General features: G+C 60.4%; 11 protein-coding genes. 9 read left to right on the top strand and 2 right to left on the bottom strand.

All coding sequences use genetic code 11. The annotated features are described in order from the left end of the window. Positions 1-290: 290 nt before the first annotated feature. Positions 291-1,628 (bottom strand): hypothetical protein, encoded by a 1,338-nt coding sequence (locus NG701_RS05065; protein WP_252565046.1) that lies wholly within the window; start codon positions 1,626-1,628, stop codon positions 291-293. A 477-nt stretch (positions 1,629-2,105) separates the two neighbouring features. Here NG701_RS05065 and NG701_RS05060 point away from each other — a divergent pair, with 477 nt between their 5' ends. Both NG701_RS05060 and NG701_RS05055 read left to right on the top strand, forming a co-directional pair. Continuing rightward, positions 2,106-5,045, top strand: coding sequence for a helix-turn-helix transcriptional regulator (locus NG701_RS05060; protein WP_252565045.1), 2,940 nt, complete (start codon positions 2,106-2,108; stop codon positions 5,043-5,045). 213 nt (positions 5,046-5,258) lie between these two features. Next, positions 5,259-5,654 carry a carboxymuconolactone decarboxylase family protein gene (locus tag NG701_RS05055; protein ID WP_252565044.1) on the top strand — a complete coding sequence of 132 codons (396 nt, stop codon included), beginning with the start codon at positions 5,259-5,261 and terminating at the stop codon, positions 5,652-5,654. 590 nt (positions 5,655-6,244) lie between these two features. On the opposite strand, the gene NG701_RS05050 is transcribed toward NG701_RS05055, so the two are convergent. Further along, on the bottom strand, positions 6,245-7,189 hold the full coding sequence (locus NG701_RS05050) for a LysR family transcriptional regulator (RefSeq protein WP_252565043.1): 945 nt from the start codon (positions 7,187-7,189) through the stop codon (positions 6,245-6,247). Between the two features lie 200 nt (positions 7,190-7,389). Between NG701_RS05050 and NG701_RS05045 the strand changes: the two genes are divergently transcribed. The 7 genes from NG701_RS05045 to NG701_RS05015 all read left to right on the top strand — a co-directional run bounded on the left by NG701_RS05045 (position 7,390) and on the right by NG701_RS05015 (position 13,769). Continuing rightward, on the top strand, positions 7,390-8,676 hold the full coding sequence (locus NG701_RS05045; RefSeq protein ID WP_252565042.1) for a hypothetical protein: 1,287 nt from the start codon (positions 7,390-7,392) through the stop codon (positions 8,674-8,676). 19 nt (positions 8,677-8,695) lie between these two features. Then, entirely contained in the window at positions 8,696-9,565 is an 870-nt protein-coding gene (purU, locus tag NG701_RS05040) for a formyltetrahydrofolate deformylase (protein ID WP_252565249.1), read from the top strand. A 2-nt stretch (positions 9,566-9,567) separates the two neighbouring features. Then, positions 9,568-10,419 carry a bifunctional 5,10-methylenetetrahydrofolate dehydrogenase/5,10-methenyltetrahydrofolate cyclohydrolase gene (locus tag NG701_RS05035; RefSeq protein ID WP_308292586.1) on the top strand — a complete coding sequence of 284 codons (852 nt, stop codon included), beginning with the start codon at positions 9,568-9,570 and terminating at the stop codon, positions 10,417-10,419. A 96-nt stretch (positions 10,420-10,515) separates the two neighbouring features. After that, a complete protein-coding gene (locus NG701_RS05030; protein WP_252565041.1) occupies positions 10,516-11,850 on the top strand; it encodes an MFS transporter in 1,335 nt (444 codons plus the stop codon). Between the two features lie 188 nt (positions 11,851-12,038). Beyond that, the gene (locus NG701_RS05025; RefSeq protein ID WP_252565040.1) at positions 12,039-12,332 is read left to right on the top strand and encodes a DUF2218 domain-containing protein; all 294 of its coding nucleotides are present in this window, start codon (positions 12,039-12,041) and stop codon (positions 12,330-12,332) included. A 106-nt stretch (positions 12,333-12,438) separates the two neighbouring features. Next, on the top strand, positions 12,439-13,155 hold the full coding sequence (locus NG701_RS05020) for a PIG-L deacetylase family protein (protein WP_252565039.1): 717 nt from the start codon (positions 12,439-12,441) through the stop codon (positions 13,153-13,155). A gap of 14 nt (positions 13,156-13,169) precedes the next feature. Beyond that, complete coding sequence (locus NG701_RS05015; protein WP_252565038.1) at positions 13,170-13,769, top strand: RraA family protein; 600 nt, start codon at positions 13,170-13,172, stop codon at positions 13,767-13,769. The last annotated feature ends 50 nt before the right edge of the window (positions 13,770-13,819 follow it).

The raw sequence follows: 13,819 nt of genomic DNA, 5'->3' as shown, positions 1-13,819 counted from the left end.
AGCCAGATCCAATGGGACTCTGGTTTTGTGATCTGTATCTCAGCTTAGGAATCGGCTCCGGTGCCCCGCGCCCCCGGGGACCGAGGGGATTTCACAGCCCCTCGGTCCCCGGTGGTACGGCCGGGCACGTCATTTCCTTGCCGTCAGGCATCGGGGCACGCCCCGGGTATGGATTCCCAGAGGTGCTCCTCGCGGCTTCGGGGTGCCGGTATGGAAACGGCGACAGACAGGGGCAATTTTTCGCTGCTGCCTGGGATAGACGAGCGTCCGGGCATGCCGGAGCAGCCGAACTACACGAGGACGCCGGGTTCCTTTGTAAGGTCCCGCCGGCGGGTGTCCTGCTTGTAGGGTGCAGGGGCGACGGTGGCCCGGATCTCGGTTTGGGCTTCTCCCGGTTGCCCCCAGATAACCGTCACTTCGGTCCCTGGGGTGCTGTGCTCTACATCGATGAACGACAGCGACAAAACCTTTTTGAACCATCGGCTGTAGCCCGGGTGCGTCGCGTGACCGATCTTTTGGCCGTCTTTGACGATCCAATCGGTCCACGCCGAGACCCACTGGTTCTCGGGCAGGTCCAGCTGCTGGTAGACGGGCCCCTCGTCGTACAGCGAACCGCCAATGCGCTTCATGTCCTCGCTGTTGAACTCCAGCGTCACGACCGTGCGGCGCGGATTGGCCATCTCCTCCTCCAGAGCCTTTCGGCCCGGAAAGTCGTGGTCAAAGGCAATGTTGCGTCCCCATCCCATTTCGATGGGGCTGCGGTAGAGCTCTTCAATGTCAGACCCGTCCCAGCTGCCCGTGAAGGTGGTGGCGAAGTTGTAACGCATCGGCCCACTGAAGGGTGTCGGCTCCCACTCGGGCGGGAGGTTCTCGTCCATGAAGCGGAAGTAGTCAGTCTTACTGTCATCAGACAGTGCATTCATGAAGTGCATGCCACCCGTTGGATAGCAGGCCTCGAGGTGATTGATCATGAACGTCCGGGTGCCCAGGCGCCGCATCCCGAAGTCTTTGCCGGCTTCCAGGATGGCCTCCAGGACCTTCTGGTGGTTCTCGATCGGCCCCTGCAGTTCGAAGCCGACTTCCCCTGCCATGCCCTGACGTAGGAACATGACGTCCTCGCCTCGGATGGTGCCGTATTTAGTGGACATGAACTTCACGTCCAGCAGGTTGGCGTCCGTGAGCCGCTCCATAACAGCCAGGGACTTGGGCCCGGAAATTTGAAACTTGTGGGTGATCGGGAAGGTGATTTCCACGTCGTATCCGCCTCGGTGGGCGTTGTAGACCGTCCATTGCGGCGTCCCGACCTGATACTCGAAGTCGTCGTCCCCGTGACGGAGCAGGATGCCTTCAGAGATCACCTTGCCGTCGTCGTTGCACTGGATAACGTGCTTGGCCTTGCCGACCGGGAAATTGACGAAGTTATTGACGGACAAATCCCGGAAGAGTTTCAGTGCATCGGGGCCCTTGACTCGGATCTGTGGCACAAAGGACCAGTCTCCCACGTAGCAGTTCTCGTGCCACGACAACTGCTCATCCATCCACCCGGAGTTCTCGGACGGGCCCATGACGGGGAAGTAAGGTACCGGGGGTCGACCCGTGAAAGCGCGAAACTGCGCTGCATCGGTCATACGAATCCTCCTTGAATCGTGATTCCGACCACACTGGCCGGCCTCAAATCAGACTAGGCCTGGCGCGGTCACCCGCGCCCCCTCGGACGACCCATGGGGTTTGGGGTCCCCGGGGCTCTCCCCCCCGGGGGGGCGGCTAACCCAAGTTGCCCACCAGAGCCATCGCTGCACCTGCCGAAGCTCACATCCACATTCCTCAAGCCCGCCCAGCCGTGGGCTATCCGTGGCTCACCCTTCATTCACTGGTGAGGAATCGAAGCTTTCTGGCGGCAAAGTGTGTGGCAATCTAGAGGTCGTGCACGTGGCGCTCTCAATCACGGCTCATGCCCGGAGTCAACCCCGTGGACGAAATCCCCCCCGTGGTCTCCAAATTCTGTCCGGATTCCCGGGGTTCTCCATCCCGTCAGGGAATCCTGTCGGGGAGTAACATGAAAGCCGCGGTGACGCGGGTCACAGACGAAGGAGTCAAGGAGAGGGATGCCGGATATCGACCACGGAGCAATTCCGTCGGCGCAGGAGAACCTCCAACCAGTCCCGAACAGGGGACCGGTCACGATGCCGCTCATAGAACGCCAAGGGCAGGTGAGCGCGCTCAATGATGTGCTTCGCGGCGGCCTTAGCGGGTCCGGGCAACTGGCCCTTATTCAAGGACCGGCGGGGATCGGCAAAACCCGGCTTCTGGAGGAAACGCAGCGACTGGCCCATGATCTCGATGCTGAAGTGCTGAGCGCGAGCGGAGGTGAACTGGAGCAAGGCCATCCCTTAGGGCTGGTGCTTCGATTGCTGGAGCATCGCATTTCCAAGGCCTCGGAAGACGAACTGCCGATCCTGTTTCGTGGTCAGGCAGGGTTTGTGGAGGGATTGCTCACCGGCGCCTGGAGTGAGAGCACTACAGCCGTGAACGATGAGTTCGCCCTGATGCACAGCCTTTACTGGCTTATGGTGAACCTGGCGGACCGCAAGCCCCTGGTCCTGCTGGTGGACGACCTGCAGTGGGCCGACGAACAGTCCCTGCGGTTCTTCCTCTATCTCGCGCAGCGGCTTCAGGATCTACCGGTTGTACTGGCAGCCACCGTGCGCAGCGGTGACCCGGCTGCCGAGAACGACCTTTTGTCACGTCTGATGCTGCAGGCCGATCTTTCCCTTCGTCTTCAGGAGCTTACTGTCGAAGGTGTGCGCCAGTTCCTTCAGGCGGCGCTGCCAACGGAGAACCAACTCGCAGCAAGCCTTATCGAAGAAACCTGGTCGGCCACGCGCGGGAATCTATTTCTCCTGCGAGAAGTTGCGTCGACACTGAAGACCCGGCAAGCAGGGCTTCGGGGTGAACACGTTCCGGTCGACACGGCTCCGGACAAGGTAGCCCGCAGCGTCATGCTGCGAATTTCCGCGCTGGGCGCGGACGCGGTCGCGTTGGCCCGCGCCGTGTCCGTGTTGGGCACCTCCACCTCTTTGGCCGTCGCCGCGCAGGTAGCCGGGTTGTCCCATGATGCAGCCATTAGCGCCGTCGACCGGCTGTCCGCCGCCCAGATCCTTTCCTCGGACCCGGAGCTAACCTTCCACCATCCCTTGATCCGTTCCGCGGTTTACCACAAATACAGCGCAGATGAACGAGCCGCCGCCCACCTGGTCGCCGCCCGACTGCTCCACAGCGCAGGGGCCCGGCAGGAGGACGTTGCGCTGCACCTGATGCGGGCAGCACCCGCGCCCGAGGACTGGGCGACAACCTCCTTGCATGCCGCAGCCCGCAGCGCTGGTCAAAAGGGCGCCCCGGCGACTGCGGCGCGTTTCCTGCGCCGGGCCCTCGAATTCCACAAACCCGAAGACGCAGGCGACGCCCGCCTCCTCGTTGATCTCGGGATGATGGAAGCGGCGGCCGGGGAAACCGAGGCCCTTACTCACCTCGAGCGGGCCCTGGAACGCTTGGACGATCCCGCCGAAAGGGCTCTGGCAATGTACGCCCTGGGGCAGACTCTGTTCCGGTATGGCCGTTCCGCCGAAGCCCTCACCGTGTTTCGCCGCGGTGCCGATGATTTCGCAAGTTACGACCGGGAACTCAGCCTGCGGTTTGAGGCAGGCTACATCGCCTCCGCCGCCTATCTCTTTGGCCGCGCCCGCGAGGCCTTCGACCGCGTCACAACGCTGACCTCAGAGCTTGCGGCAAACGACATCGGCACCCTCTCCCCCGCAGAACGCCTTCTAGTGCTGCACTTGGCCGTCTTCCGGGCGATGTCGGAACCCGGATCGGCCCAACACGCTGCCCTGGCGCTCCGAGTACTGGGAGACGGGCTGCAGCTGTGGCGCGAGACCTCCGACGGTATGGCACTAAGCCACACCGTCCTCGCCCTGACCTGGTGCGGGGCGCCGCGTGCGGCCGTCGCGGTTGCAGACAAGGTACTGACCGATGCACGGCTGCGCGGAGACTCCCTGATCTTCGCCGAGATTTCACTTGCGCGGGGGCTGGCCATGTACGCAAGGGGCCGGGTAGATGAAGCCATGGCCGATGCCCAGGCCGCCGTCATCGGCATGAGCCGCGGCTGGAACTCTACAGTCCCCGCGCCCCAAGGTCTCTTGGCATACTGCCACCTGGACCGGGGAGAAATCGACGAAGCCGCAGACGTGCTGAAAGTTGCCGAAAAAGGCCTGCGGGATGAGCAGACCCGTGCCCTGAATGTTTGGTTCTACATGGGCCGAGGTCGCCTGAGATTGGCGCAGAACGATTTTCCGGGAGCATTCGATGACTTCGTGCAGACGGGTGAACTGCTGGAAGCCAACGGGTATGACAACCCGGGGTACATGCTGCTCCCGTGGCGGTCCCTCGCAGCGTATACGGCCCACAAGCTGGGGAGGACGACAGACGCTCAAACCCTCGTCGATAAGGACATCGACTTGGCCGAGCGGTTCGGCCTGCCCTCCGCTCTCGGCGCTTCAATACGCTACAAGGCGCTCATTGCCCATCCCACTCCAGACATCGATCTTCTGCAGAGGTCGGTTATGGTCCTTGACACAGAAGATCCCTCGCTTTTGGAACTGGCCACCAGCCTTTTGGAGCTCGGCGCGGCGCAGAGGCGCGTCGGTGAGCGAGTTCGATGTCGCAACACGCTTCGCCGCGCTCTGGATCTCGCACACCAGGCTGGGGCGCATGCAATTGAGAAACGCGCCCATGAGGAACTTCTCGCGGCCGGCGCCCGACCCCGCCGCCCTCTCATTCAAGGACCGAACGCACTGACCCCCAGCGAGCAGCGCATCGCAGACCTCATGGCCCACGGCATGACCAGCCGTCAGATCGCCGAGCAGTTGTATCTGACGCTAAGCACAGTGGAGTGGCACCGTCGAAACATCTACCGGAAGTTGGACGTCAACTCCCGGCAGGCATTGAAGGCCGCACTGACAGGTCAGCCCATGGACGCAGAAGCATGAGCCGCTGATAGTCCGAACAGCATGCCCCGTAGGCCGGATCGCCCCCACCGGCGAGGCACACCCATAGGCTTTTCCTGCCGGCCAGAGTCGCTTTCAGGACCTTAGCTCACACGAACTCCAAGGAAGACGCCGGCTCCGTCCCCTCGAACGAAGTGATGCAACGGACATCTGCTGGCCAAATCAATTCCTTCCCACAAGAACAGAGGTTTTTAAATGACACAACCAACCACCCACACGGACAGTTATGAAAACGGCCTCGGAATGCGCAAGCGCGTCATGGGGGACGCCTACGTGGAGCGGACCCTCGGCCAGGTCAGCGAATTCTCCCGCCCCGCCCAAGAACTGGTCACCGAATTCGCCTGGGGACAGATCTGGAACCGACCCGGACTCGACCTCCGAACACGTAGCATGCTCAATCTGGCCATGCTGACAGCGCTCAATAGGCCACATGAGCTCAGCGGCCACATCCGAGGTGCTCTCACCAATGGCGTAACCGAACAGGAGATCCAAGAAGTCCTCCTGCAAACAATGGCGTACTGCGGGGCACCTGCCGCTTTGGAGTCCTTCCGCATCGCCGAGGCTGTCTTGGATGAGACCCGCCACCGATAGTCCGTCCACGTCCAAGGTTGGGAGCCGTCCCGCATTTTCTCCCGCCACGGCGCGACAGCGCCGCTGGGTCGCTGGAGGCTGATAGAGGCTTCGGTACATTAATGCCTGAACAATGAGGTCCTATGGCTATGCGCAATGGTCAAACCCGTCCGCCTTTGACCGAGGGACACCTATCGGTTGCCGACTGACAGACCGCCAGCCGTGAGGATCTCCGGCATCAGGTCGGCGGGGACCGCGCAACCAAGGCATCTGGCGCCGCTGTCCCGGCGCTCTCCTGACAGGATCCGGCCGGTGAGCGTGATCTGACCCGGTGGCAGGACTCACCGCACAGGTCCCCCCCTTGTCAGGCGCAGGTTAGATGGCAGTGAGGGAAGCCAAACATTTGGAGGGCTGCCGCATTGGTCTGCAGAGCGAAGGGCCCGCCATCGCCCGTGCATCGCGAGAGTTTCACGATCAGGCCCCTCAGTAGTTCCAGAGAGGGGCGCCTGAAGCTGGCCTGTACGCCTCGGGCCGTGTCGGACGCGTGTGGCGTCGGTCAGTCAGTGAGGGCTGGAGGAGCCCGCTCCTCATAAGGTCACCAGTCGGTGACCTTATGGAAGCAAGTCGCCATCGAGGTAATTCGGGTATGGATACCCGGCCAATCCAGCAGCAATTTTCGATCGGAGCCATTCAACCGGTTGAGAAGGGACCACCCGTCGGCAGGTGTAGAGATTGATACGTCCAGGTTCTAGGCTGAAGGGCAGTGCGAACTGGCGAATGTTCCCTTGGGATTCGAGAATGTCGGCCAACGCTTTGGGCACTACACTCACGTGATCAGTCACGGCGAGGGTCTGCGAGACAACAGCGAAGCTCGGCAAAGTGATTCTGACTTGGTCACCGATGCCTACTTCAGTCAGGCGGCGGCGTACGTGCTCATGGCCTAGTTGCTTCGAAACCACGACATGTTTCTCTGCTGCGACCTCTCGCAAAGAGGGGCTGCCGGGTAGGCGAGGATGCGCGTTTGCACATATGCCCACATACGGCATATCCATGAGGGGCTCTATCAGCAAGTCAGCCTCGTGCATCGCGGGGATGCCGATAGCGGCGTCGACCTCATTACGAACCAGCCGGTCGTGAAGCTGCGAGATATCCAATGGAAGGACGTCGATGCTTACGTTGGGAGCATCAGCAAGTACGGATCTGACGATATACGGAAAGAGTGCCATCAACCCCAAGTCGGTCATCATAAGCCGGAAGCGGTGGGTGTTGGCTTTGGGGTCGAAAGTCGCGGCGCCACGAACCGCTGAGTCAATTGCACGAAGCGATTGGCTTAGTTCCGGATAGAGGCCGGCGGCCGTGGGAGTGGCCTCTAGACCCTTGGGTCCGCGATGGAAGAGCGGGTCGGCGAAAAGCTTGCGCAGCTTGGAGAGTGCATAACTGACCGAAGGCTGGCTGATGGCCAAGATCTCAGCGGCATCAGTCACGCTCCGCGTCTCGTATACCAACACGAATACACGCAAAAGATTCAAATCGTACTTTGAAGCCGGTTCATCCATATGCCTAGAGTAGTTGAATATCTTTGACAATAGATAGTATCTATATATTTATCTTCAAATTCTATTTGATAAATACACCTGAGCGCTTTACCTTGAAGTAAGTGGTGATGCAGGCCACAGAACAAGAGTCGAGCAGCGAAACGGGGAGAAATCCCAAGAGGACGCTGGCTATGGCAAGTACGCAACAAAAGGTGGAAACAATGACGTACACCGTCGACAGCATGCGCAAGGGTCCCGAGGGATACGCGTGGAGCCGCTTCGGTCAGCCGGAGTATACCGACTGGCTTGACGAGAGCCTCTCCTGGAAGGAAAGCTGCTACATCGGCGACTGGTCCTTCCTGTGGCAGCATCGTTTTACCGGTCCCGACGCGCTGCGCCTGTTCGAGGACACCACGGTGAACAGCTACAAGAAGTTCGCTATTGGGCAGTCTAAGCACGCAATTCACACCAACCGGGATGGCAAAGTCATTCATGAAGGCGTGCTTACTCGCTTCGGTGAGGAGGACTTCGTCGTCCACGGGCGCGGCGGCTTCTGGGCTGCTTTCAATCTTGAGCGTGGCAACTACAACGCTCAAGTGTCGAAAGAAGACTGGTTCATCTTCCAGGTTTCAGGCCCGACCGCCGTCAAGGTCCTGCGAACGCTTACGGGCTCAGACGAATTGCTGAACGCCAAGTACATGTACGCAGTGCCGATCACGGTCGCCGGTCATAAGATTCACGCCCTTCGCCAGGGCATGGCCGGCGAGGTCGGCTTCGAGCTCCAGGGTCCCAAGGAAGCCGGCAAGGCCGTGTACGACGCCGTACTCGAAGCAGGTCGGGAGTTCGGCATCCGCAAGCTAGGTGGCAGGGTGGCCGCGATCAACCATCTCGAGGCGTGTTTTCCTACCATCGCCACCGATTACATCCCGGCGATCTTCGATGAGGACATGGTCGAGTACCTGGACTACTTCCGTTCGGCGATGCCCGCCTTCGCCCAGCCTGCGTATATCGCCGGCAGTTACGAGGGCAAGGACATCAGCGAGTACTACCGCAGCCCCATCGAATTGGGCTGGGGCCGAACCGTGAACACTGATCACGACTACCTCGGACGTGACGCCTTGGCTGAAGAGAAGGACAGCCCGCGTCGCGTCATCCGAACCCTGGAGTGGGACGGAGACGACGTCGCCGAGGTTCAGGCTTCCTTGTTCCGGGACGGGGAGCACTACGACTTCATGGACATGCCCCGGGACCAACGCGGTTTCATGTGGGCGGACCGCGTCGAGGTCAACGGCGTCCTCGTAGGAGTAGCCACCTCGCGGGGGTACAGCTACTACTTCCGCAAGATGCTCTCCCTGGCCACCATCAACGTCGAGTATGCCGAACCAGGTACCGAAGTCAGCGTCATCTGGGGAGCCCCCGGACACCCCCAAAAAATCATCCGAGCCGTTGTCCGGCCAGCCCCCTACAAGACCGATAAATCACGAGGTGATCTCCTTGCAACCGTCTAGCACGACACTGCCGGCACCAATTGCCGCCGCCTCAGGGCCCCAGGACATCGGGCGTCTGGTTGTCAGCTGCCCCGACCAGCCGGGCATCGTCGCCAAATTGACACAACTGCTCGGTCAGCACGGGGCGAACATAGTCTCCCTGGACCAATTCACCACCGGTCCCGAAGACGGCACGCTCTACCAGCGGACAGTGTTTCATCTGCCGGGCTACGCGGCCCGAAAAGAGTCCCTGGAAGCTGACATCCAAACAAAGCTAGCCGGTCCGCTTGACATGCAGTGGAAGCTTACCGACGCTTCAAAGCGCAAACGTGTGGCAATCTTCGCCTCGAAGACGGACCACTGCCTGCTTGACCTTCTGTGGCGTCACAGGCGTGGTGAAATCCCGATGGATGTCGTCATGGTCATCTCTAACCACCCTGACCTCGCAGACCAGGCTCGCCCTTTCGATATCCCCTACTTTTACGTTCCGGTCACCGGCGATAAAAAAGAGGCTGAGCGCAAGCACCTTGAACTGTTGAACGGCAACGTCGACCTCGTGGTCCTTGCCCGGTATATGCAAATCATTTCGGCTGAATTCCTGGACGAAGTGGAAGTCCCCGTGATCAATATCCATCACTCCTTCCTCCCCGCCTTCATCGGTGCAGGGCCCTACCAGAAGGCCAAGGATCGCGGCGTCAAGCTCATCGGCGCAACTGCCCACTACGTAACCAAGGATCTCGACGAAGGCCCGATCATCGAACAGGACGTCATCAGAGTCTCGCACCGAGAATCAACACCACAGTTGATGCGCTTCGGGGCAGATGTTGAGCGGAGCGTCCTCTCCAGGGCCGTTGCCTGGCACTGTGAGGACAAGGTCATGCGCGACGGCAACACCACGATTGTGTTCTAGCCGTGGGAACCTCACACATCGTTGACGGCAAAGGCCTTGCAGCGCGTCTCCGAGAAGAGCTCCGCTCCGAGGTCGAACAGTTCAAGCGCGCCACCGGCCGCTCCATCGGGCTCTCGACCGTCCTCGTCGGAGATGACCCGGCCTCTGAAGTCTACGTCGGCAGCAAACGTCGACTCTCGCAACAGGCAGGGATCGATGATCACCACCGCCGCCTGCCGGCCGACGCGACGCAGGAACATGTAGCCGGTGTTCTGGATGAATTGGCTGCCGATCCTGCAGTCGCCGGAATCCTGCTTCAACTTCCACTGCCAAGCCACCTGGATGCCAAAGCCCTCATCGACCGCATCCCCTGGGAGAAGGATGTCGACGGACTCACAACGACCAGCGCTGGCCGTCTGGCCCGAAACCTGGACGGCCTGCGACCCTGCACACCGCTTGGCGTGATCTCCCTGCTGGAGGCTGAAGGCGTTCGACTCCAGGGAATCAGCGCCGTGGTTGTCGGACGGTCCGATCTCGTCGGAAATCCCCTGTCCCGGCTCCTGCTGCAAAAGGACGCAACCGTGACGCTTGCCCACTCCAAAACGGAAAATCTTGCAGAAGTCACCAGCCGAGCGGCATTGGTAATCGCGGCGGCCGGAATCCCCGGCCTCCTGGGAAAACAGCACATCTCACCAGGGGCGGTAGTGATCGATGTAGGAATCCACCGCACGGCTACCGGCCTGGTCGGCGACGTCGACTTCGACGCCGTAAGCACCGTGGCATCCAAAATCACGCCAGTGCCCGGCGGCGTCGGCCCAATGACGATTGCTGAACTACTCAGGAACACGCTAAGAGCGGCGCAGCTCCAGAACTAGCTCGACTAGTTCAACCAGCGTCAGCAATCAATCAACAATTCCCAATCCCATTTGCCTAAGACGGCAGAACCAAGACACCTCACCGAAGGACCTTCCATGCCTCAAACTAATGTCGCCACTGTTGTCGGCAATGCCAAAATCAACCGTTTCCACATCAAAGCCGCAGGTATCTGCGCCCTACTCATGGTCATCGACGGATATGACCTCGTTTCGTTCGGATCCGTAATTCCCCTCCTCATCAGGGACTGGGGTGCTGACCCCGTAGCCCTTGGGCTCGTAGCCTCTATGGCTTTGGCGGGCATGTTTGTCGGCGGACTGGTCGTTGCTCCCGTGGCCGACAAGTACGGCCGACGAAAAGTGCTTGTGGCCGGTTTAATCCTGGTCAGCTTTGCGGCGTTCGCCTGCGCCTTCGCTGAGTCTGTGCTGGTCCTGGGAGCGTTGCGATTCATAGTGGGCATTGCCCTGGGCACACTTGTGCCGAACCTTGTAGCTCTCACAGGTGAGATCGCGCCGACCAAATCGAAGGCACTATTCGTAGCAACGGTGTCGGCCTTCTACGCCGTCGGTGGCGTCAGCGCAGCCTTGATCTCGATCTGGGTTGAGCCGTTCTTGGGCTGGCACGGGGTCTTCTACGTTTCCGGACTGTCGATTTTCCTGGTTCCCGTAGTGCTGAAGCACCTGCCTGAATCTCCTGAGTTCCTGGCGCTGCGTGGCGATCGGAAGCGGTTGGATTCCGTGATGAAACAAATTGAGCCGAGTTGGGACTCCAGTTTCGAGATAGTCCAGCCTGCTCGTGCTCAGTCGAAGTCGCGCATCGCACAGCTGTTTACCCACGGCAACGCCTTGGCGTCATCGCTGATGTGGGTCTTCTTCATCATGACCATGCTCCTGACTTACGCACTGAACACCTGGCTGCCCAAGCTGATGCAGAATGCAGGATTTGAACTTGGTTCGGCCATGTGGACACTCGTCGTTCTCAACGCAGGCGGACTTCTCGGATCCATCGCCGGAGGTTGGATGGCCGGGCGTACTTCCTACCGGAAAACCCTTATCGGTTACTTCGTTGTGGCAATTGTTTCCCTGCTGGTGCTCTCATTTAGGCCTGGCTCGCTCGTCCTGAACATTGCCCTGTTCACGGCCGGAGCAACAATCATCGGCATCCTGGCAATCATCCACGCCTTCGCTGTGGAGTTCTACCCGGTGCATGTCCGCACGACGGGCGTCGGATGGGCGTCGGGCAACGGACGTATTGGCGCGATCGCCGGTCCGATCCTTGGAGGTGCGCTTGTGGCAGCCGGACTCCCTCTGCAGATCAACTTCCTTCTATTGACCATCCCCGCAGCCATCGGTGTTATCGCGGTGATCATCGTGACCGCGCGCCGGTTCAAGATGCCCGTAGCCCCAGCGGAGGAACGCGTTCCCACCGCCTAAAGCGTCCAGTTCCAAGCCACCGTCCCCTGTTCCTCAAAAGGGTTTGAAAGTCGGTTCCAAGGCGCACCAACGATTGCTAGTGGTTCCAATGCAGTTCAGGAACCCTTCACTCGCACTGAACCTGCTCCGTACACATAAACCGGTCGGAGACCAAGCCATCTCCTTACCTTCACTCACGGAGAGTCAAAGTGACGCCGCCATTGCTAACATCACGCGCCGAAATATCGATTGAACGTCCACATCGCTGGGCCAAGCAACTCGTCACCCACTTGAGCCGCAGAATCCCATCGGAACAATCGCCGGAGGGCGATGTCCTCACTATCGGTGGCGGGAAAGGAATCGTGCATGTCCACGCTGACAAGCTGGTGCTGCGCGCCGTCGCCCCTGAAGCCGAGTCGTTGGCGCACGTGGAAGGCGTACTTGCCCGGCACCTTCACAGGTTCGCCCGCCACGAGACCGTGAGCATTGTGTGGATCCGCTAGGAGATTAACCTCCTGACATTGCGGATCCGATGCCAAAGCTCTGAACCATGGCCGCCAAGATCACCGCTGCCCATAAACAATTTCGTCAACCGTAAAGGAGTCCTCGATGTTGAAGAGGAGAATGCTCGTCGTCGGCGCGCATAGTGCAGATTTCGTCTGGCGGTCTGCAGGGGCCGTTGCCACCCACACTAAAGCCGGAGGCGAGGCACTCGTGTTGGCCCTGTCCTACGGCGAACGGGGGGAATCGGGTGAGCTGTGGAAGATACCCGGGCAGACCGAGGAGAACGTCAAACGTATCCGGCATGAGGAAGCGTCAAGGGCGGCGGCAATCCTTGGAGCTGATTTCCAGGCCTTCGACCTAGGCGACTATCCGCTGGAGATCGGCCCGGATGACATTTCTCGTCTGGCCGAACTCATGCGGGACTTTCAACCCCACCTGACCCTCACTCACCCGGCAAAGGACCCGTACAACCCGGACCATCCCGTCGCCCACGCTGCAGTGGCTCGCGCCCGGCTCCTGACAGCCGGTGCAGGCGTGGACAGTGGTTTTCGCACCGCGCCCCCGGCAGAGTTCCTGGCCTTTGAACCCCACCAGCCTGAACTCTGTGAGTTCACACCCTCGGTCTTTGTCGACATCAGCGAAGTCTTTGAGCTCAAAGTGCTGGCAATGAAAGAGATGAAGGCCCAGCAGTACCTGCAGGAGTACTACAGCCAGCGAGCCGAGCACCGTGGCAACCACGCCCGCAAGGTCACCGGCAACAAGCAGATCCGGCAGGCCGAAGCGTTCCAGCGACTACTGCCCAACGTCGTCGATCAGCTCTAGGAAAGGAAACAAGCATGAACGCTCCTGCTAAGCAACTAATGGAACAAGCTGCGACACTGCCCACCGCAAATATCGGGGATGCCATGGACAGGCTCAACGTCGTCGATTCCGGAATTCATCCAGTATGGCCAGGGGCGCGGATAGTCGGCCGCGCGTTCACGGTCATGACCGCCGGTGGAGACAACAAGGCCATTCATGATGCTCTGGACCTTGCCGCCCCCGGGGAGGTTCTGGTCGTGAACGGACAGGGAGCAACGCACCGCGCCCTCATCGGGGAACTTATAGCCGGTCGGGCTGCCGCGTCAGGGGTGCTCGGGTTCGTTATTGATGGCGCTGTCCGTGACGTCCGGGACCTGCAGATGATGCAGTTTCCTGTGTTCGCCAGGGCAGTCTCGCCAGCTGGCCCGTACCGGAATGGGCCCGGCTACTGTCAGCGACCTGTGGCCATAGGCGGGGTAGTTGTGAATCCAGGGGACCTCATCGTGGCCGACGACGATGGGGTGGTCGTGGTCCCGCATCAGTTCGAGGCCGATGTCATTGCCAAGGCCGCCCTCAAGCACGAGCAGGAACTCGCGCAGCGAAATGCAATAGCCGGTTCGGCCAGCACTCACTAAGCCGGTCATCGGCCGCAAAACCTGGTAAGTCAACCCGCTAGGAACGGAGA

Origin of the sequence: Pseudarthrobacter cellobiosi (assembly GCF_023913815.1) — a bacterium.
In the GTDB taxonomy this organism is placed as follows: Bacteria; Actinomycetota; Actinomycetes; order Actinomycetales; family Micrococcaceae; genus Arthrobacter; species Arthrobacter cellobiosi.
Note: the sequence above shows the minus strand (reverse complement) of the source record. Positions and strands in the feature narration are given on the sequence as shown.